This is a genomic window from Nocardioides sp. R-C-SC26 (genome assembly GCF_021246465.1).
GTDB lineage: Bacteria > Actinomycetota > Actinomycetes > Propionibacteriales > Nocardioidaceae > Nocardioides.
Genome location: NZ_JAHRHK010000001.1, coordinates 328,618 through 348,294 on the forward strand (window position 1 = coordinate 328,618; position 19,677 = coordinate 348,294).

Annotated in this window: 21 protein-coding genes and 1 riboswitch; of the genes, 20 read left to right on the plus strand and 1 reads right to left on the minus strand. The window is 71.5% G+C overall.

The features are described from left to right. Positions 1-26: 26 nt before the first annotated feature. The 14 genes from KSO97_RS01505 (at position 27) to KSO97_RS01570 (ending at position 13,406) form a co-directional block, all read left to right on the plus strand. On the plus strand, positions 27-1,196 hold the full coding sequence (locus KSO97_RS01505; RefSeq protein ID WP_232676044.1) for an alpha-hydroxy-acid oxidizing protein: 1,170 nt from the start codon (positions 27-29) through the stop codon (positions 1,194-1,196). Next, positions 1,193-2,035 (plus strand): orotidine-5'-phosphate decarboxylase, encoded by an 843-nt coding sequence (gene pyrF, locus KSO97_RS01510; RefSeq protein ID WP_232676045.1) that lies wholly within the window; start codon positions 1,193-1,195, stop codon positions 2,033-2,035. The genes KSO97_RS01505 and pyrF overlap by 4 nt, the downstream gene beginning before the upstream one ends. Beyond that, on the plus strand, positions 2,032-2,502 hold the full coding sequence (locus KSO97_RS01515) for a hypothetical protein (RefSeq protein WP_232676046.1): 471 nt from the start codon (positions 2,032-2,034) through the stop codon (positions 2,500-2,502). Before pyrF ends, KSO97_RS01515 begins: the two co-directional genes overlap by 4 nt. A gap of 182 nt (positions 2,503-2,684) precedes the next feature. Then, on the plus strand, positions 2,685-3,002 hold the full coding sequence (mihF, locus tag KSO97_RS01520; RefSeq protein ID WP_232676047.1) for an integration host factor, actinobacterial type: 318 nt from the start codon (positions 2,685-2,687) through the stop codon (positions 3,000-3,002). Then, entirely contained in the window at positions 2,999-3,586 is a 588-nt protein-coding gene (gmk, locus tag KSO97_RS01525) for a guanylate kinase (protein WP_232676049.1), read from the plus strand. Before mihF ends, gmk begins: the two co-directional genes overlap by 4 nt. A gap of 90 nt (positions 3,587-3,676) precedes the next feature. Beyond that, positions 3,677-4,006 carry a DNA-directed RNA polymerase subunit omega gene (gene rpoZ / locus KSO97_RS01530; RefSeq protein ID WP_232676051.1) on the plus strand — a complete coding sequence of 110 codons (330 nt, stop codon included), beginning with the start codon at positions 3,677-3,679 and terminating at the stop codon, positions 4,004-4,006. Between the two features lie 73 nt (positions 4,007-4,079). After that, on the plus strand, positions 4,080-5,297 hold the full coding sequence (gene coaBC, locus KSO97_RS01535) for a bifunctional phosphopantothenoylcysteine decarboxylase/phosphopantothenate--cysteine ligase CoaBC (RefSeq protein ID WP_308188243.1): 1,218 nt from the start codon (positions 4,080-4,082) through the stop codon (positions 5,295-5,297). A gap of 94 nt (positions 5,298-5,391) precedes the next feature. Further along, positions 5,392-6,594 carry a methionine adenosyltransferase gene (gene metK / locus KSO97_RS01540; protein WP_232676053.1) on the plus strand — a complete coding sequence of 401 codons (1,203 nt, stop codon included), beginning with the start codon at positions 5,392-5,394 and terminating at the stop codon, positions 6,592-6,594. Positions 6,595-6,892: 298 nt separating this feature from the next. Beyond that, positions 6,893-9,052: a primosomal protein N' gene (locus KSO97_RS01545; RefSeq protein ID WP_232676054.1), complete on the plus strand. Its 2,160-nt coding sequence runs from the start codon at positions 6,893-6,895 to the stop codon at positions 9,050-9,052. A gap of 77 nt (positions 9,053-9,129) precedes the next feature. Next, positions 9,130-9,960 (plus strand): hypothetical protein, encoded by an 831-nt coding sequence (locus KSO97_RS01550; protein ID WP_232676055.1) that lies wholly within the window; start codon positions 9,130-9,132, stop codon positions 9,958-9,960. Between the two features lie 133 nt (positions 9,961-10,093). Beyond that, positions 10,094-10,639, plus strand: coding sequence for a peptide deformylase (gene def, locus KSO97_RS01555; RefSeq protein ID WP_232676056.1), 546 nt, complete (start codon positions 10,094-10,096; stop codon positions 10,637-10,639). Next, positions 10,639-11,580, plus strand: a complete 942-nt coding sequence (fmt, locus tag KSO97_RS01560; RefSeq protein WP_232676057.1) for a methionyl-tRNA formyltransferase — start codon at positions 10,639-10,641, stop codon at positions 11,578-11,580. The genes def and fmt overlap by 1 nt, the downstream gene beginning before the upstream one ends. Before the next feature lie 7 nt (positions 11,581-11,587). Next, positions 11,588-12,016: an MmcQ/YjbR family DNA-binding protein gene (locus KSO97_RS01565; RefSeq protein ID WP_232676058.1), complete on the plus strand. Its 429-nt coding sequence runs from the start codon at positions 11,588-11,590 to the stop codon at positions 12,014-12,016. Beyond that, positions 12,009-13,406 carry an RsmB/NOP family class I SAM-dependent RNA methyltransferase gene (locus tag KSO97_RS01570; protein ID WP_232676060.1) on the plus strand — a complete coding sequence of 466 codons (1,398 nt, stop codon included), beginning with the start codon at positions 12,009-12,011 and terminating at the stop codon, positions 13,404-13,406. The genes KSO97_RS01565 and KSO97_RS01570 overlap by 8 nt, the downstream gene beginning before the upstream one ends. Positions 13,407-13,426: 20 nt before the next feature. Here the strand turns inward: KSO97_RS01570 and KSO97_RS01575 are convergent, their stop codons facing one another. After that, a complete protein-coding gene (locus tag KSO97_RS01575; protein WP_232676061.1) occupies positions 13,427-13,933 on the minus strand; it encodes an SRPBCC family protein in 507 nt (168 codons plus the stop codon). Between the two features lie 84 nt (positions 13,934-14,017). Here KSO97_RS01575 and ligD point away from each other — a divergent pair, with 84 nt between their 5' ends. From ligD to ribH, 6 genes are all read left to right on the plus strand, one after another. After that, positions 14,018-15,022, plus strand: coding sequence for a non-homologous end-joining DNA ligase (gene ligD / locus KSO97_RS01580; protein WP_232676062.1), 1,005 nt, complete (start codon positions 14,018-14,020; stop codon positions 15,020-15,022). An 11-nt stretch (positions 15,023-15,033) separates the two neighbouring features. After that, complete coding sequence (rpe, locus tag KSO97_RS01585; RefSeq protein WP_232676063.1) at positions 15,034-15,699, plus strand: ribulose-phosphate 3-epimerase; 666 nt, start codon at positions 15,034-15,036, stop codon at positions 15,697-15,699. A gap of 186 nt (positions 15,700-15,885) precedes the next feature. Beyond that, positions 15,886-16,015: riboswitch (FMN riboswitch) on the plus strand. Between the two features lie 89 nt (positions 16,016-16,104). Further along, a complete protein-coding gene (gene ribD, locus KSO97_RS01590; RefSeq protein WP_232676064.1) occupies positions 16,105-17,184 on the plus strand; it encodes a bifunctional diaminohydroxyphosphoribosylaminopyrimidine deaminase/5-amino-6-(5-phosphoribosylamino)uracil reductase RibD in 1,080 nt (359 codons plus the stop codon). Then, positions 17,184-17,828: a riboflavin synthase gene (locus KSO97_RS01595; protein ID WP_232676065.1), complete on the plus strand. Its 645-nt coding sequence runs from the start codon at positions 17,184-17,186 to the stop codon at positions 17,826-17,828. Before ribD ends, KSO97_RS01595 begins: the two co-directional genes overlap by 1 nt. Beyond that, complete coding sequence (locus KSO97_RS01600) at positions 17,828-19,198, plus strand: bifunctional 3,4-dihydroxy-2-butanone-4-phosphate synthase/GTP cyclohydrolase II (protein ID WP_232676066.1); 1,371 nt, start codon at positions 17,828-17,830, stop codon at positions 19,196-19,198. Before KSO97_RS01595 ends, KSO97_RS01600 begins: the two co-directional genes overlap by 1 nt. Continuing rightward, a complete protein-coding gene (ribH, locus tag KSO97_RS01605; RefSeq protein WP_232676067.1) occupies positions 19,195-19,671 on the plus strand; it encodes a 6,7-dimethyl-8-ribityllumazine synthase in 477 nt (158 codons plus the stop codon). The genes KSO97_RS01600 and ribH overlap by 4 nt, the downstream gene beginning before the upstream one ends. Positions 19,672-19,677: the final 6 nt, after the last annotated feature.

Genomic DNA, 19,677 nt, shown 5'->3' on the forward strand with positions numbered 1-19,677 from the left:
ACCCTCGCAAGTGCGGGAGCGGCGCGATGACGTTCGGCGACTATCAGATCGAGCTCTACCTCGGCGCGCTCGGCGGCGTTCTGCCCGCGCACCCGTTCGACTACACCGAGCTCGAGGCGAGCGCGCTCGCGGTGCTGCCGCCCGAGCTGCGCACCTACGTCGCCGGGGGAGCAGGGCGCGAGAGCACCCAGCGCGCGAACGTCACCGCCTTCGAGAAGTGGGCGATCATCCCGCGGATGCTGCGTGCCAGCACCGAGCGCGACCTCTCGGTCGAGCTGTTCGGCAAGCGGTTGTCCACCCCGTTGATGATGGCGCCGGTCGGCGTCGTCGGGCTCTGTACGCCCGACCAGCACGGCGACATCCACACGGCCGAGGTGTCGGCGGCGACGGGCGTCCCGATGATCGGCTCGACCTTGATGTCGGACCCGCTCGAGGACGTCGTCGGCCACACCGGCGAGACGCCGAGCTGGTTCCAGCTCTACACCCCGAAGAACCGCGAGCTCGCCGAGAGTCTGATCCGCCGTGCCGAGGCGGCCGGCTACGACGCCCTGGTCGTCACCCTCGACACCTGGGTGCCGGGTTGGCGTCCTCGCGACCTGGCCAGCGGCAACTTCCCGCAGTTGCGCGGCAAGGCACTGGCCAACTACACCTCCGACCCGGTGTTCCAGGAGATGTGCGGTCCGAACCCGGATCCCGGCACTGTGGTGTTCACGTGGGTCGGCACGTTCGGCCACCCCTTCACCTGGGACGACCTGCCCTGGCTGCGCTCGGTGACCGATCTGCCGATCGTCCTCAAGGGGATCTGCCACCCCGACGACGCGCGCCGTGCTCTGGGCGAGGGCGCCGACGGCATCTACTGCTCCAACCACGGCGGTCGCCAGGCCGACGGCGGCGGGGCGGCGTTGGACTGGCTGCCCGACGTGGTCGAGGCATCGGCGCAGGCGAACGCGGATGCCCCGGTGATCTTCGACTCAGGGGTGCGCTCGGGCTCCGACGTCGTCAAGGCGCTGGCGCTGGGCGCCAGTGCCGTGGCGATCGGCCGGCCCTACGTCTACGGCCTCGCCCACGGCGGCGTGCCCGGTGCCGTGCACGTGCTGCGCTCGCTGCTGGCCGAGGCCGACCTGATCATGGCGGTCGACGGCTACCCGGCCCGCGCGGACCTGACCCCCGACATCCTCCGGAGGCTCACCTCGTGACGAGTTCCGCCGTGCCGTTCGGCGCGCGCCTGCACGCCGCCGTCGCCGTCCGCGGGCCGTTCTGCGCGGGCATCGACCCGCACGGAGCCCTGCTGCGGCAGTGGGGGCTGACCGACGACGTCGCGGGGCTCGAGCGCTTCGCACTGACCGCGGCCGAGGCGCTCGGTCCGGTGTGCTCGATGGTGAAGCCGCAGTCGGCGTTCTTCGAGCGTTTCGGCTCCCGCGGCGTCGCGGTGCTGGAACGGACGATCGCGACCTGCCGCGAGGCGGGCGCGCTGGTGCTGCTCGACGTCAAGCGCGGTGACATCGGATCGACGTCCCAGGCCTATGCCGATGCCTACCTCGACCCGACGAGCCCGATCGCGGCGGACGCCGTCACGGTGAGCCCGTACCTCGGCTTCGGGTCGCTGGATCCGTTCGTGACGTCGGCCCGGGCACACGGCGGGGGCCTGTTCGTGCTAGCGCTGACCTCCAACCCCGAGGGGCCGGAGGTGCAGCACGCCGCGGTCGACACCGGCGAGACCGTCGCCGAGCGGGTGCTGGCCCATCTGGCCGACCTCAACCGCGACGCCGCACCGTTGGGGTCGTTCGGCGCCGTCATCGGCGCCACGCTCGGCGACGTCGATCGGTTCCGTGACGCGTTCGACTTCAACGGCCCGATCCTCGCCCCCGGGTTCGGTGCGCAGGGCGGCACGCCCGCTGACATCCAGCGGATCTTCGGCGCGGCGGCCGGGAACGTGGCCCCGTCGTCCTCGCGCGAGGTGCTCTCCCAGGGGCCGGACGTCGACGCGATGCGCGCGGCCGTCGCCGACGCGACAGCGCAGTTGCGGCCCGCATGAGCGGCGTGGCCGCTGCGCGACGTCTGCGACCGGTGCTGACGGTCGCGGCGCTCGTGGCGACCACGTCGCTGAGTGCGTGCGGGGGAGATCCCACGGCGGACTACTGCGCCGAGGTCGAGGCGCGACAGTCGGCTCTGAGTGCGGCGGTCGCCGACGGCGCGGCGACCGGTCTGCTCTCCGCGCTGCCCGAGCTCGAGGAGCTCGCGGCAGCGGCGCCCGACGATCTCGTGGACGAATGGGCCGTGGTGACCGAGCGACTGGGTGGACTGCAGAAGGCCCTCTCCGCAGCGGGGATCGACGATCCGGCGGGCTACGACCCGACGGATCCGCCGGAGGGAGTCAGCGCTGCCCAGGTCGAGCGGATCCGCGCCGCTGCCTCGGCCCTCGACACCCCAGAGATGCGCACAGCGTTCAACGCGGTGCAGCAGCAAGCGCGCGACGTCTGCAAGACACCGCTCGTGCGGTGACCAGCGGTGAGGTGGTCGGGGACGGCGCACCCCTGCATTGCCGGGGCATTCGGCTCTGGCTAGGGTGCGGTCTGGTGTGCCCGTCGGTGTGACGACCCCTGGTATGTCACACCGCACCGCCCTGATCGCACCCGATCCCCGGGATCTCCTGGGATCGTCCTGGATCGAAGGAACCTGAACTCGTGGCCTTGCCCCCGCTGACACCCGAACAGCGCCAAGCGGCGCTCGAGAAGGCAGCCGCCTCGCGGCGTGAGCGGGCCGAGGTCAAGAACCGCCTGAAGAACTCCGGTGCCTCGATCATCGATGTCATCACCGAGGGGCAGACCAACGAGGTCATCGGCAAGATGAAGGTCGTCGACCTGCTCCAGTCCATGCCCGGGCTCGGCAAGGTGCGCGCGCGCCAGATGATGGAGCGGCTCGCGATCGCGGAGTCCCGTCGGGTTCGCGGTCTGGGTACCAAGCAGATCGCCGCGCTCGCGCGCGAGTTCTCGACCGAGTGAGCCAGCAGCCCGCCCACGTCGGTCCGCAGGGTCCGACCCGTCTGATCGTGCTGGCGGGCCCGACCGCGGTCGGCAAGGGCACGGTCGCCGCTGCCGTGCGCGAACGCCATCCCGACGTGTGGATCTCGGTGTCGGCCACGACCCGTCGTCCCCGTCCCGGTGAGGTCGACGGCGTCCACTACCACTTCGTCTCCGACGACGAGTTCGACCGACTCGTCGCCGAGGAGCAGTTGCTGGAGTGGGCCACCGTCCACCAGGTCGCCCGATACGGCACGCCGCGTGGTCCTGTCGAGGAGTCGCTGGCCGCGGGGCGCCCCTCGATGCTCGAGATCGACCTCCAGGGTGCACGTCAGGTCCGGAAGACCATGCCCGAGGCCGTCTTCGTCTTCCTCAAGCCGCCGTCGTGGGACGAGCTGGTGCGCCGACTGGTGGGTCGGGGCACCGAGACGGCGGAGGAGCGCGACCGACGGCTCGCGACGGCACGTGACGAACTGGCCGCCGAGGCGGAGTTCGACGTGACCATCGTCAACCATGAAGTTCACGCTGCTGCTGACGACTTGGTAGCCTTGATGCGACCTGCGTGAGTCGGCATCCGGCTCCGCGTTCTGCCGTCGGATCGCCGTCCTCGTGACGTGACCGTCGGCCCACCGATCCAGCCGATGATGAGGTTCCGCGTGTCTGCGCCCCACACCCTGCCCGAAGGCGTCACCAACCCGCCGATCGACGACCTGCTGACCAAGACCGACAGCAAGTACCAGCTCGTGCTCTACAGCGCCAAGCGGGCCCGCCAGATCAACGCCTACTACTCCCAGCTCGGCGAAGGCCTGCTCGAGTACGTCGGCCCGCTGGTCGAGACCGGCGTCCAGGAGAAGCCGCTGTCGATCGCGCTGCGAGAGATCGCCGCCGACAAGCTGACCTGCGAGGACGTCGACCCCGCCGAGCTCGCTGCCGAAGAGGCGGCCCGCCAGGCGGCGCTCGAGGCGTCCTACGCCGAGCAGGGCTGACCTCCTGAACGAGCAGCACCACTCCGAGGCCGGGTCCCCCCAGGGGGCCCGGTCCTCTGCTGTCCGCCCCCGGGTGGTCGTCGGAGTGGCGGGCGGAATCGCGGCCTACAAGGCCTGCGAGCTGGTGCGACGGTTCTCCGAGTCCGGTCACGACGTGACCGTGGTGCCGACGTCGGCCGCGCTGCAGTTCGTCGGCGCATCGACCTGGGCCGCACTGTCGGGCAAGGCCGTCGCCGCCGACGTGTGGAGCGCCGTGCACGAGGTGCCGCACGTGCGGATCGGCCAGGAGGCCGACCTCGTCGTCGTCGCACCTGCCACCGCCGACCTGCTTGCCAAGGCCGCTCACGGACTCGCTGACGACCTGCTCACCAACACTCTGCTGACGGCGCGCTGCCCGGTGGTCTTCGCCCCGGCCATGCACACCGAGATGTGGGAGCACGCCGCCACCCAGGCCAACGTCGCGACGTTGCGTGGCCGCGGAGCACTGGTGATCGAGCCCGCAGAGGGCCGGCTCACCGGAAAGGACACCGGCAAGGGCCGACTGCCCGAACCGTCCGAGATCTTCGAGGTGTGTACCCAGGTGATGGCGCGCAGCCGGGAGCACGCCGGGCGCGACCTGGTCGACCTGGTCGGCCACCGCGTCGTCGTCTCGGCAGGCGGCACGCGCGAGTACCTCGACCCGGTGCGATTCCTGGGCAACAGGTCCTCGGGCCTGCAGGGCTACGCACTCGCCCGCGCGGCTGCCGCTCGCGGCGCCGAGGTGACCCTGATCGCAGCCAACACCGCGCTGGCCGACCCGGCGGGCGTGACGGTCGTGCGCGTCGAGACGACGGCACAGCTGCGCACCGAGGTGCTCGCAGCCAGCGCCCAGGCCGATGCCGTCGTCATGGCCGCCGCACCGGCAGACTTCCGGCCGACGGACGTCAGCGACGCCAAGATCAAGAAGAGCGACGACGGATCCTCGCCCGCCATCACGCTGACTCAGAACCCCGACATCCTGCGTGAGCTCTCGGGCGATCGCCTGCGCGCCGGCCAGGTGATCGTCGGGTTCGCCGCCGAGACCGGCGACTCCACGGGTTCTGTTCTGGACCTGGCCCGCGCGAAGCTCGCCCGCAAGGGTTGCGACCTGCTCGTGGTCAACGACGTCAGCGGTGGTGCGGTCTTCGGCAGCCCGGACAACGAGGCCGTCATCCTCGCCGCAGACGGCTCGGCCGTCGAGGTGCCGCGTGGGAGCAAGGCCGCTCTGGCGCACGTGATCTGGGACCAGATCGCCCGCCGATTCACACCCTGAGACCTGCATCTTGCATGCTGAACGACGCCTACGCTGGGGCGTGGGTCGCGCGGCGGACCGACTGCCGCGCCCGCAGAACTGAGAGCGAGAGATCGTGTCTGGACGTCTGTTCACATCGGAGTCGGTGACCGAGGGTCACCCCGACAAGATCGCCGACCGCATCAGCGACACGGTGCTCGACTACCTGATGGAGCACGACCCGAACAAGGCCGACCTGCGGGTCGCCGTCGAGACGCTCCTGACCACCGGTCTGGTCGTCGTCGCGGGTGAGGTGCGCACGGAGGCCTACGCCCCGATCGCCCAGCTCGTGCGCGACGCGATCCTCGACATCGGTTACGACAGCTCCGAGAAGGGCTTCGACGGCACCACGTGCGGCGTCCAGGTTGCGATCGGCGCGCAGTCGGCCGACATCGCCCAGGGCGTCGACCAGGGTCACGAGGCCCGCGTCGGTTCGTCGGAGGACGAACTCGACCAGCGTGGCGCCGGCGACCAGGGTCTGATGTTCGGCTACGCCTGCGACGACACCGACGTGCTCATGCCGTTGCCGATCGTGATCGCCCAGCGACTGGCCGAGCGGCTCACCGAGGTGCGCAAGAACGGCACGATGGCGAACCTGCGCCCCGACGGCAAGACCCAGGTCACCGTCGAGTACGACGAGCAGGACCGTCCGGTCCGCATCGACACCGTGGTGCTCTCCACCCAGCACTCGGAGGAGACCGACCTCGCCAAGCTCGAGGCCGAGATCAAGCAGAACGTGATCGACCCGGTGCTGGAGACGATCGCACTGCCCTCCGACGGTTACCGACTGCTGGTCAACCCGACCGGACGCTTCGTCGTCGGCGGTCCGATGGGCGACGCCGGCCTGACCGGTCGCAAGATCATCGTCGACACCTACGGCGGCATGGCCCGCCACGGCGGTGGCGCCTTCTCGGGCAAGGATCCCTCGAAGGTCGACCGCTCGGCTGCCTACGCCATGCGCTGGGTCGCCAAGAACGTCGTGGCTGCCGGCCTCGCCCGTCGTTGCGAGGCTCAGGTCGCCTACGCCATCGGCAAGGCCCAGCCCGTCGGCGTCTTCGTGCAGACGTTCGGCACCGGCGTGGTCTCCGACGAGAAGATCCAGGAGGCCGTGCTCGAGGTGTTCGACCTGCGCCCGGCCGCGATCCTGCGCGATCTGGACCTGCTGCGTCCGATCTATGCCAGGACCTCCGCCTACGGTCACTTCGGCCGTGAGCTGCCCGAGTTCACCTGGGAGCGCACCGACCGTGCCGACGCGCTGAAGGCTGCCGCCGGTATCTGATCGAGAAGCTGACCGAGGTGCCTCGTCCGGCGCCTCGGATTCGTGCCGCAACGCCGGTCCCGCTCGTCGGGTCCGGCGTTCGGCGTCTCGGGCGACGGGCCGCCAGCCGGTGGACGGCCTGACCCGCGTGATGTGGCGAAACTCCCGCCACGAGGGCCAGACAGCACTTCGTCCCGGGAGTTCCGCCCTGCCCTGGGAGAGATTCACCGGCTACCCGGTGAATCTCTCCCTCCACGACGGGCGAACCCCCACCCACGCCGACGCCGACGCTGTCGGCAACCCCTGATAGACACACGGCGTGAGTCGAGGCGGAGGTCGGCAGGGCGCGGAGGGCGCGGAGGGCGCGGTCGGTGCCAGCGCCGCGTCCGACGACGGCCAGCCGACGATCGCCGGACTCCCCGAACTGGCGCGCGCGAGCGTGCGGCAGGCCCGCGACCGCGCGGCTGCCCGGGAGCGGCGACAGCGCGCCGCGGTCGAGCCCGCCGCAGAGCTGCCGGTCGCGCGGGTCCTCGTCGACACCGGGCTGGCTCACCTGGACCGCCCCTTCGACTACCTCGTGCCCGCGGCCCTGGACGACACCGCGCACCCCGGCGTGCGGGTCAAGGTGCGGTTCGCCGGGCAGGACGTCGACGGGTTCGTCCTCGAGCGTCGCGCCGTCAGCGACCACGACGGCGTGCTGGCTCCCGTGCGACGGGTGGTGAGTGCCGAACCCGTGCTGACAGCGCAGATAGCAGGGCTGGCCGTCGACCTGGCGCAGCGCTACGCCGGCATCTCGGGAGACGTCCTCCGGCTGGCGATCCCTCCGCGACATGCGACGACCGAGCGTGAGGATGCCCGTCCGCTCGTCACGCCCACGATCGTGGCCCCGGGAGCCGGAGCCTGGGCTCCGTACCGGTCTGCCGAGTCGTTCTGGGGTCACCTCGCCTCCGGCGGTGCACCCCGCGCCGTGGTCTCGGTGCTGCCGGGTGACGATGCGGCACGCCTCGTCGCCGAGGCGGCCGTCCGCACGGCCGCTGCTGGTCGCGGTGTCGTCGCCTGCGTGCCCGATCGGCGCGATCTCGACCGGCTCGTCGCCGCGCTGACGCAGCTGGCCGGCGAGGGTGCCTTCGCGACTCTGACCGCCGACCTCGGCCCGGCGCGCCGGTACCGGGAGTTCCTCGCGGTCCTCCGAGGGAGCGTGCGGATCGCGATCGGTACACGGGCAGCCGCCTTCGCTCCGGTGCACGACCTCGGTCTGGTGATCATCTGGGACGACGGCGACGATCTCTTCGCCGAACCGCGAGCGCCCTACCCGCATACGCGCGAGGTGCTGTTGACCCGTGCCGCCCGCGAGGACGCCGGTGCACTCGTGCTCGGTCACGCACGGAGCGTCGAGGCACACCAGCTGGTGCGTGCGGGGTGGGCGCACCAAGTAGCTGCCGAACGCGACGTACTGCGACAACGCGTCACCGTGCGTGCTGCCGGCGCCAGCGAGCACGAACTGCGACGCGACCCCCTGGCTCGGACGTCGCGGATGCCGCGCGAGGTACACGAGCTGATCCGTGACGCGCTCATGAGCGGACCCGTGCTCGTCCAGACGCCGCGTTCGGGCTACGCCCTGCGGCTGGCATGTGAGAGCTGCCGGACTCCGGCCGATTGCAGGGCCTGCCGCGGCCCGCTGAGACTCAGCGACCCCCAGCGCCCGCCCGCCTGCGGTTGGTGCGGCACCGAGCATCCGGCGTGGGCCTGTGCCGCCTGCGGGGGCCGTGGAATGCGCTCGGGTGTGGTCGGAGACGCCCGCACCGGTGAGGAGCTCGGGCGTACCCACCCGAGCACATCGGTGATCACCTCCTCGGGCGACCGGGTTCGTGCCGCGGTCCCGGCGACTCCCGCGATCGTGGTCGCCACTCCCGGTGCCGAACCGGTGGCGGACGGCGGGTACGCCGCGGTCGTCCTGCTCGACGCATGGCTCGCGCTCGGTCGCGACGGACTGCGCTCGGACGAGGAGGCGCTCCGACGGTGGAGCAATGCCGTCGGTCTGGTGCGCCCGGGCGGTCGAGCCTTGATCGTCGGGGACCCTGCCCACGCCGCCGTCCAGGCCCTCGTGCGATGGGACCACGCGGGCTTCGCCGACCGCGAGATCGAGGAGCGGCGTGCAGCCCACCTGCCGCCGGCCGCTCGGATCGCCACTCTCACCGGAAGCCCCGGGGCCCTGGACGATGCGTTGAGGCTCCTCACCCCTCCCGAGCCGTGCGACGTGCTCGGCCCGATGCCCGTACCGGGAGGTTCGCCGGCCGTGACAGCGACGTTCGCACCGGGACCCGCGGTGGCGGGTGACGACGTCGTCGAGCGGGTGGTGCTGCGCGTTCCGCGAGCCCAGGGAGCCGCGCTCGGTGCGGCGTTGGGAGAGCTGCAGCGGATCCGCTCGGCCCGCAAGCTCGAGCCCGTGCGGGTGCAGGTCGATCCGGCGGATCTCTGAGCGGCGCGTCCGACCGCGCGCCTCGGCCCGGGCGTGGGAACGCGTCGTCGAGCCCCAACGTCTGTAGAGATATGACCATGCACGCATCCCGGATCCGCCTCGGTCTCGTCGCGCTGCTCGGCCTCGCGCTGCTGGGCCTGTCCGCCTGCGGTGAGGAGACCTCGCCGGCCGCCGACCGGCCCGCCGGTGCGGCTGTGGGGGCGCACGAGCACCCGACGGGCGCCGACGACGTCGTGCTCAGGATCCTGACCGCAGGTGGCTACACCTCGATGGACTACCAGTTCGCCATCCGGCCCACGATCGTCCTCTACGGAGACGGCAGGGTGCTGGCCACCGATCCCGACGACGGTGACGCGCGGCTGTGGACCGTCCGTGAGGGGCGTGTCGACGAGGCGCAGGTCCAGGAGATCCTCTCCTCGGCCGCGGAGAGCGGGCTGCTGGCCGCCGCGCCGAGCTACGACTTCGACGGCGGCTTCATGGTCACCGACAACCCGACCACGACCGTCGAGATCGCCGCTGACGGCGGGCCCTGGGTGCACGAGATCTATGCGCTCTCCTCTACCCAGGGCGACACCCCGGCCCGGCAGCGGCTACGCGACTTCGTCGGTGCCACGACCGACGCGCTCGGTGAGGCGGCCGACGGGACCTACGAGCCCGAGCAGCTTCGGCTGTTCGTCACGCCGGTCTCCGGCGACGACGGTGCGCAGGGTGCTGAGGTCGTCGAGTGGCCGACCGGTGGCCCCGCTCTGGCGGGCGAGCAGGGCTGCCGCGTCGTCGATGCGGCCGGTCTCACCGACCTGCTCGGTGAGGCCCGGTTGGGAACCTACGTCCGCCAGGGCGATCGGCTCTTCGCGGTGACCGCGGCCGCAGTCCTGCCCGGAGAGACCCGGCCGTGTGCCGACTGGTGATCCCCGGCATCCCTGCACGCACCGGGACGACGCCCACCACGACAGCCCCTCTCCGCGGAACCTCTAGGATCACGGGGTCGCAGGCGCGACGTCCCGTCTGATCTCTCGCGGCGCGAAGGAGTGCGATCCCACCGTGGCCATCCAGCCGATCCGGCTCTTCGGCGACCCGGTGCTCCGCAAGCCCGCGCTCGAGGTGGTCGACTTCGACAAGGAACTGCGCACGCTGGTTGCGGATCTGGTCGACACGATGCTCGCCGCCCCCGGCGCCGGTCTCGCGGCACCGCAGATCGGCGTGGGCCTGCGGGTCTTCACCTGGCACGTCGACGGGGAGGTCGGGCACCTGATCAACCCCGATCTCTCGCTCTCCGACGATGTCCAGGACGGAGGTGAGGGGTGTCTGTCGCTGCCCGGACTCACCTACGACTGCCGTCGTGCGCGCGCGGTGGTGGCACGCGGGTTCGATCTGCATGGCGAACCCGTCGTGATCGAGGGCTCCGACCTCCTTGCCCGCGCCATCCAGCACGAGACCGACCATCTCGACGGGATCCTCTTCATCGATCGCCTCGACGACGTCGCACGCAAGGCCGCGATGCGTGAGATCCGCGAGTCGGAGTGGTTCGGACTCGAGCAGCCCACCGTCAAGATCAGCCCCCATGCCACGAGAGGTTTCGGACTCTGATGCGCGTCGTCTTCGCCGGTACACCGGAGGTCGCCGTCCCCGCGCTGGAGGCGATCCTCGCCTCCCGCCACGAACTGGTCGGCGTGGTCACCCGCCCGGACGCCCCCGCCGGGCGTGGCCGCAAGCTGCTCGCATCGCCGGTCGGCCAGCGCGCGGCCGAGCTCGGTGTCCCGGTGCTCAAGCCCGCGCACCCGCGCGACCCCGAGTTCCAGGCGGAGTTGGCGGCGCTCCGCCCCGACTGCTGCCCGGTCGTGGCCTACGGTGCGCTGCTGCCGCAGTCCGCGCTGGACCTCGTGCCCCACGGCTGGATCAACCTGCACTTCTCCTGCCTGCCCGCCTGGCGCGGTGCCGCACCGGTGCAGCGTTCGCTGTGGGCAGGCGACGAGGTCACCGGCGCGACGACGTTCCGGATCGTCAAGGAGCTGGACGCCGGACCGACGTTCGGGGTGATGACCGAGCGGATCCGCCCGACCGACACCTCCGGCGACCTGCTCGCGCGTCTCGCCGAAGGCGGCGCCGGGCTGCTGGTCGCGACTCTCGACGGCATCGAGGACGGCTCGTTGGAGGCCCGCGAGCAGCCCGAGGACGGCGTCAGCTTCGCCCCCAAGATCAACCCCGAGGACGGCGAGGTCGACTGGAGCGAGCCGGCTGTCGCCGTCGACCGTCGGATTCGCGCCTGCACCCCCGCGCCCGGCGCGTGGTCGACGTTCGCGGGGGAGCGCATCAAGCTCGGCCCGGTCGAGGTCACCGACGACGTCCTGCCGCGCGGCGAGTTGCGGGTGGGCAAGCGGGACGTCCTGGTGGGCACCGGCACCTCCGCCGTCCGGTTGGGCGAGGTCAAGGCGTTCGGAAAGAAGCAGATGGGCGCGGCCGACTGGGCCCGCGGGACGCGCGTCGAGTCCGGCGTGGTGTTCGGCGGACCGCTCGACGCGTCGCAGTGAGGGCAGCATGACGTCCACGGCCGATCGGCCGGCCACTCCGGAGGACGTCGACGCGATCTGCGCCGACCTGCCTGAGACCGAGTTGGGCACCTCGTGGGGGAACGTGCCGACGTGGAAGGTGCCGGCCGGGCCCAAGGGCAAGGGATTCGTGCTCTACCGCCCCGCGCGCGGAGACGCCGTCGATCCGACGACCGGGCAACCCTTCGACGATCTGCTGGTCATCATCACGCCGACGGAGGCGGAGAAGCGGGCTCTCGTCGAGGATCCGGGTACCCCGTTCTTCACGATCGATCACTTCCGCAACTACGCCGCGGTGCTGGTGTCCCTCTCGCGTATCGGTGAGGTCGGCCGGGACGAGCTGGCCGAGATCATCACCGACGCGTGGGCGAAGTACGCCCCGAAGCGCCTGGTGCGGGCCCATCTCGGCGATGGCTGAGCGTCGCGGCCAACGCCGCCGCCCGCCCACCGGGGGAGGGCGCGGGCGTCCGGCCACCGTGGACGTGCCCCGGCTGGCGGCCTACCAGGTGCTGCGCACGGTCCGGGCCGACGACGCCTACGCCAACCTGGTGCTGCCGACCGTCATCGCCCACCACGCACTCGACCCGCGCGACGCGGGCTTCGTCACCGAACTGGCGTCCGGCACGCTGCGCTGGCGCGGCACCTACGACGCCGTGCTGGGGCAGTGCGTGGACCGTCCGCTCAGCAAGGTCGCGGCGCCGGTGCTCGACGTGCTGCGACTCGGCGTGCACCAGTTGCTGGCGATGCGGGTACCGACCCACGCCGCGATCAGCACCTCGGTCGATCTGGCCCGCTCGGTCGCGAACCCCGGCGCGGCGGGTTTCGTGAACGCCGTGCTCCGCGCCGCCGCCGGCGACGACCTGGACGGCTGGATCGCCCGCCTGGCGCCGGATCCCGTACCGACCTCCACGCGCCACGAGGAGATCCGCTTCAGCCACCCGGGCTGGATCGTGGAGGAGCTGCGGCGGGCCGTCGGTGCCGAGGAACTGCACGCCCTGCTGGCAGCTGACAATGTGCCGCCCGCCGTCACGCTGGTCGCCCGACCCGGCCGCGCCGAACGTGCCGAGCTGCCCGGAGAGCCCACGCCGTACTCGCCGTTCGGGGTGACCGCGGCCGGGGGTGCGCCCGGTGCCATCCCGGCGGTGGCCGAGGGGCGCGCGGGAGTCCAGGACGAGGGCTCCCAGCTGATCGCGATCGCCCTCGCCGAGGCCGAGGTCGACGGCCGCGACGAGCGCTGGGTCGACCTCTGCGCCGGACCAGGCGGCAAGGCTGCGCTGTTGGCGGCGCTCGCCGCGCGGCGCGGCGCGGCGGTGCTCGCCGTCGAACCGCAGCCGCATCGTGCACGTCTCGTCGAGCGGGCACTCGCCGGCAGCGACGGCGTGAGCGGTGTCGTGGTCGCCGACGGCCGGCACGTGCCGATCGCACCGGCTTCGGCCGATCGCGTCCTGGTCGACGCGCCCTGCACCGGTCTCGGTGCCCTGCGACGTCGTCCCGAGTCGCGGTGGCGCCGCCGCCCCGACGACCTCGTGGAGCTCGTGCTGTTGCAACGCGCACTGCTGGGTGCCGCACTGGACGCCGTCCGACCCGGCGGGGTGGGGCTCTACTCCACGTGCTCGCCGGGCCTCGCGGGGGCCGGCGGAGTGGTGTCCTCGGTCGTCGAGGCTCGCGCCGACGTCGCGATCGAGGACGTCGCGGCGTTGCTGCCGCAGGTTCCCGACTGCGAGGGTCCGCTACCGGGCACCGTGCAGCTGTGGCCGCACCGGCACGGCACCGATGCGATGTTCCTCGCGCTGCTGCGGCGTTCCTGACCGGACCGTCTCGGCGGAGCTCAGAGAGCCGGCGGCACGCCGTCGGCGGTGAGTCGCCGCAGGTTGCGCAGGAAGCGGCGGAACATCAGGTCGGTGATCGGCCGCGACACCGGCAGCATCACCTTCGAGGCGCCGCTCAGGCTCTGCCCGAGCGACCACGTCAGGTCGCATCCCGACGGTGTCGCGACGATCCGGTAGTCCTCCAGGAATGCGCCGAGCTGCTTGACGGAGGAGGAGTTGAAGCGGAACGCCATGTGGGCGCCGGGATCCCAGGCGAGGAACTCCTCGTCGCCGATGATGCCGCCGCGCATCGTGACCACGCGCGTCGTCCCGACGCCGAACGGCTGGGGGCTGGTGTACTCCACGTCGGTGATCACCGAAGCCCAGCGCGGCCAGGTGTCCGCTCGTTCGAGCACCTCCCAGGCCTGGGCCGGTGTGATCGCCAGGCTCACGGTGTTGCTGAAACGGGCCGGGGCGCGGTCGAGCCAGTCCAGCTCGACGCGCTCACAGGGATACATCGTCGCCATGACCGGAGTCTAGAACGTGTTCTAGTGCCCGGGTGGCCGGTCGCGTCGCCGAGACGATCTGCCCCCAGGCGTTAGCGTGACGGCGTGGCCAGCAGCAGCCCTGCGATCGAGATCGACGTCGACGACAAGGTGGTGCGCGTCAGCAACCCCGACCGGGTCTACTTCCCGCAGAGCGGCGCGACCAAGCTGGACCTGGTGGAGTACTACCTCGCCGTCGGCGAGGGGATCGTCAACGCGCTCGACGAACGACCATGCATGCTCCATCGGTTCCCGCGTGGCCTCGACGGTCCGAAGGTGCATCAGAAGCGGTTGCCTGCCGGCGCGCCGCCGTGGGTGGAGACCGTGCGTCTGCACTTCCCGCGCTGGAACCGCACCGCCGACGAACTCTGCGTCACCGAACGCGCCAGCGTCATCTGGGCCGTACAGATGTCGACGGTCGAGTTCCACCCGTGGAACAGCCGTCGTGCCGACACCGAGAAACCCGACGAGTGGCGCATCGACCTGGATCCCGGTCCGGAGTCGGACTGGGCGCAGGTGCGCCGGGTCGCGGGGGTGGTCCACGAGCTGCTCGACGACTTGGGAGCGGTGGGCTACCCCAAGACGAGTGGCGGCAGCGGGTTGCACGTCTACGTACGCATCCCACCCGACCACGGCCACCGGGAGGTGCGTCGGGCGGCACTCGCCTTCGCGCGCGAGGTCGAGCGCCGCGCCCCGGACGACGTGACGACGGCGTGGTGGCGCAAGGACCGCGACCCCGGGCACCTCTTCGTCGACTACAACCAGAACGCCCGCGACCACACGATCGCGTGCGCCTACTCCGTCCGTGGCGTCCCGGAAGCACGGGTGTCCGCACCACTGGGGTGGGACGAGATCGATGACGCCGAGCCCGGCGACTTCACGATCTTCACCATGCCGGGCCGGTTCGCCGAGCTCGGCGACCTCCACCACGACATCGACGACCACGTGTTCTCGCTCGACGTGCTAAGGGGCTGGGCCGATCGCGATGAGCGCGACGGCGCCGAGACCCCACCCGAGGACGCGGCACAGTCCGGCGACACCGAAGACGCGGCGGCGGCGGACGCCCCGTAGCCTGCACCTCCGTGGGCCACGTGCAGATCACCCCGAGCATCCTCAACGCCGATTTCGCGAACCTGAGTGCTGAAGTCGCCAGGATCGCCAGTGCGGACTGGGTGCATGTCGACGTGATGGACAACCACTTCGTCCCGAACCTGACCTTCGGGCCGACGATGGTCGAGGCGCTGGCGCGCTCCACCGACATTCCGCTCGATGCGCACCTGATGATCGCCGACGTCGACCGGCACGCCGTCACCTATGCCGAGGCCGGATGCGGCTCGGTGACCTTCCACGTGGAGGCGGCCGCGGCCCCGGTCCGGCTCGCCCGTGAGATCCGCGCGGCGGGTGCTCGCGCCAGCATGGCGCTCAAGCCGGCGACACCGGTCGAGCCTTACGAGGACCTGCTGCCTGAACTGGACATGCTGCTGCTGATGACCGTCGAGCCCGGTTTCGGGGGCCAGAAGTTCCTCGACATGGTGCTGCCGAAGATCCGCCGCACCCGAGCGTTGATGGACAAGCACGGCGTGCAGACCTGGCTCCAGGTCGACGGCGGTGTCTCCCTGGAGACGATCGAGAGGTGCGCCGCTGCGGGCGCCGACGTCTTCGTAGCCGGCAGTGCGGTGTACTCCGCCGATGACCCCGACGCGATGGTCGCCGACCTGCGCGCCCGCGCGGAGGCCGCCCGCGCCTGAGGCTCGGTCACCGCCTGGGTCGAGGAGCGAGCGCCAGGAAGCGTCTCGAAACGCGGCGAGCCGAATTCGGGCCGCGATCGGCGACGCCTCAGAGCCCGATAGGCGATGCCGTCATCCGTCCACGGTGCGGGCAGCGTCGGATCGACCGCTCCGGTGTGGCAGGCTTGTCCTCGACGAGCAATTCGCTCGCGTGCTCTGGGGTCGGTGTAATTCCGAGCCGGCGGTGAAAGTCCGCGACCCGGTGACAGCCAGTCACCGGTTGATCAGGTGTGATTCCTGAACCGACGGTGAAAGTCCGGATGGGAAGCGCACGCTGGTGGAACGCTCCGGTACGCGATCGACGTGCCGGCGATCCGCCGTCAGCCCCGGAGTCTCGCGAGCCCGAGACCACCGAGGACTGAGACCATGTCGGTCAGCGCAGTAGAGCGGACGGCGATGCGCCGTGCCCTCGCGTTGGCGGCGACGCCCGGCGTCCCGGTCGGTCCGAACCCGCGGGTGGGCTGCGTGCTGCTCGACGACGAGGGGCGCACCGTCGCCGAGGGGCATCACCGCGGTGCCGGAACCGCGCACGCCGAGGCCGACGCGCTCCAGCGTGCGGGCGCGGCTGCCCGCGGCACCACCGCCGTCGTCACCCTCGAACCGTGCAATCACACCGGACGCACAGGGCCGTGCGCACAGGCGCTGATCCAGGCCGGCGTCCGGCGCGTCGTCTTCGCCCAGTCCGACCCGAACCCGGTGGCGTCCGGCGGGGGAGCGACCTTGCGGGCCGCCGGTCTCGAGGTGCTCGGTGGCATCGACGCCGAGGACGCCGGTGAGCTCAACCGGACCTGGACCTTCGCGATCGAGCAGGGCCGCCCGTTCGTCACGTGGAAGTTCGCCGCCACGCTCGACGGCCGCTCCGCCGCGGCCGACGGCAGCAGCCGCTGGATCACCAGCGCCGCCGCGCGACGTGACACCCACCGGCTTCGGGCGCTCTGCGACACCATGCTGGTCGGCACCGGCACGGTCGAGACCGACGATCCCCGGCTCACCGTCCGCGACGAGCACGACGTGGACCTGCCGATCCAGCCGCTGCGCGCGGTGATGGGTCTACGCGACCTCGATCCCGGACGTCGCATCCTCGACGCGGCGGCCGACACGGTGCGCCTGCGCACCCGCGATCCGCGCGAGGCGCTTCGTCTCCTGCGCGAGCGCGATCGGCACCACGTCTTCCTCGAGGGTGGCCCTGCCCTGGCAGCGGCATTCCTCCGCGCCGGGCTGGTCGACGAGATCGTGGCCTACCTGGCGCCGACCCTGCTCGGGGCGGGGGCGTCGGCTGTCGGCGACTTCGGTGTCGCCACGATCGGCGACGCGTTCCGGCCGGAGGTCGTCGACGTGCACGTCCTGACCGCTGATCCCGAGCACAACGTCCGCTTCACCCTGCGCCCTGTCACATCCGCGTCGGGCCGTCCGGCCCCGCCATCCACCCATCGAGAGGAGCGCTGATGTTCACCGGAATCGTCGAGGAGCTCGGCACCATCGAGGACGTCGAGGAGCAGGGCGACGCCGTCCGTCTCACCGTCGCAGCCTGCACGGTGCTCGAAGGCACCGGCCTCGGTGACTCGATCGCCGTCAACGGCTGCTGCCTCACCGTCGTGAGCAGCGACGGCGCCCGCTGGACCGCCGACGTCATGCAGGAGACGCTCGACAAGACGAGCCTGGCCGGCGTCGCGCCCGGCGACCGGGTCAACCTGGAGCGCGCCGTCACCGCGGAGAAGCGTCTCGGCGGCCACATCGTCCAAGGCCACGTCGATGGCGTGGGCCGGGTCGTGGCACGCCACCCGAGCGAGCACTGGGAGGTCGTCGAGATCGGACTGCCGGCGGCGCCTGACCTCGGGCGCTATCTCGTCGACAAGGGTTCGATCACCGTCGACGGCGTCAGTCTCACCGTCGTCGAGGCGCGGGCCGGCTCCTTCACGGTCAGCCTGATCCCCGAGACCCTCTCCCGCACCACGCTGGGCTCCCGTCAGCCCGGCGATGCGGTCAACCTCGAGGTCGACGTCCTCGCCAAACACGTCGAGAAGCTTCTCGCCGCACGACTCGACGTCGTGCCCCCTCAGTCCACGTCCCAGCAGGAAGGAAGCCGCTGATGGCATCCCGAACCACCGGCTCCGGCCACGACTCACTCGACGGCCCGAGCAACGACGTCGCGCGACCGCCCCAGCACGGGGGTGTCCGGCTCGACTCGGTCGAGCGTGCCATCGCCGACATCGCGGCGGGCAAGGCCGTCGTGGTCGTCGACGACGAGGGCCGCGAGAACGAGGGCGACCTGATCTTCGCCGCGAGCAAGGCGACACCGGAGTTGATGGCGTTCACGATCCGTCACTCCAGCGGCGTCATCTGTCTGCCGATGCCCGGCGCGATGCTCGACCGTCTCGAGATCCCCCTGATGACGCCGCACAACAAGGACGCCTACCGGACGGCCTACACGATCTCCGTCGACGCCCGCGACGGCGTCTCGACCGGCATCTCGGCCGCCGATCGCGCCCACACCGCTCGGGTCCTGGCCGACTCCGCGACCGAGCCGTGGGAGCTCACCCGGCCCGGCCACGTCTTCCCGCTGCGCTACCGCGAGGGTGGCGTACTGGTTCGCCGGGGCCACACCGAGGCGGCCGTCGACCTCGCTCGGATCGCCGGACTGACGCCGGCGGGCGTCCTGGTGGAGGTGGTCAACGACGACGGCACGATGAAGCGCGCGCAGGAGCTCCGCGAGTTCGCCGACGAGCACGGTCTGGCGATGATCTCGATCGAGGACCTGGTCCGCTGGAGGAGAACCCATGAGAACCTCGTCGAGCGGGTGGCCACGACCCAACTGCCGACGAAGTTCGGCGACTTCACCGCCCACGGCTACCGGATCAGCACCGACGGCTCCGAGCACATCGCGCTCGTCTACGGCGATGTGACGGGTCCCGAGCCGGTGCTCACCCGGGTGCACTCGGAGTGCCTCACCGGCGACGTCTTCGGCAGCCAGCGCTGCGACTGCGGACCTCAGCTCGACGAGGCACTCGAGCGGATCGTCGCCGAGGGCCGCGGTGTCGTGGTCTACCTGCGCGGTCACGAGGGCCGTGGCATCGGCCTGGTCGCGAAGCTGCAGGCCTACCAGCTGCAGGACGGCGGTCGGGACACGGTGGACGCGAACCTCGACCTCGGTCTTCCCGCCGACGCCCGCCACTACGGCACGGCCACGCAGGTGCTCAAGGACCTCAAGGTCGAGCAGGTCCGTCTGCTCACCAACAACCCGGACAAGGTCAGCAACCTCGAGGAGTACGGCGTGCCGGTCGCCGAGCGGGTTCCGCTCACGCCCCATCCGAACGGGCACAACATCGCCTACCTTCTGACCAAGCGCGACCGGATGGGACACGAGCTCCCCGGGCTCGACGCGCACGCCAGCACCGCCGGCCGGACGGCGACGTCCGACGATGTCGACGCCGCGACGGGAACGACAGGAGAAGACGCATGAGCGGACACGGAGCCCCCGCCGTCGAGGCGATCGACTGCAGCGACCTGCGCGTCGCGGTCGTCGCCGCGAGTTGGCACACCCAGGTGATGGACGGCCTGCTCGCCGGTGCTGAGCGGGCCTTGGCCGACTTCGCGGTCGAGGGTGCCCGGGTCGTCCGCGTGCCCGGCGCCTTCGAGCTGCCCGTCGTCGCCGGTGTGCTCGCCGCTCAGGGCTACGACGCGGTGATCGCGCTCGGTGTGGTGATCCGTGGCGGTACCCCGCACTTCGACTACGTCTGCAGCGCGGCCACCGACGGTCTGACTCGCGTCTCACTCGACCACAGCGTGCCGATCGGCTTCGGCGTGCTGACCTGTGACACCGAGGACCAAGCTCTGGACCGCGCCGGGCTGGCCGGGTCGGCGGAGGACAAGGGCCACGAGGCGACGTCGGCCGCGCTGCTCACCGCCCGCACGCTGCACGACCTGCGTCGATGACCCGGG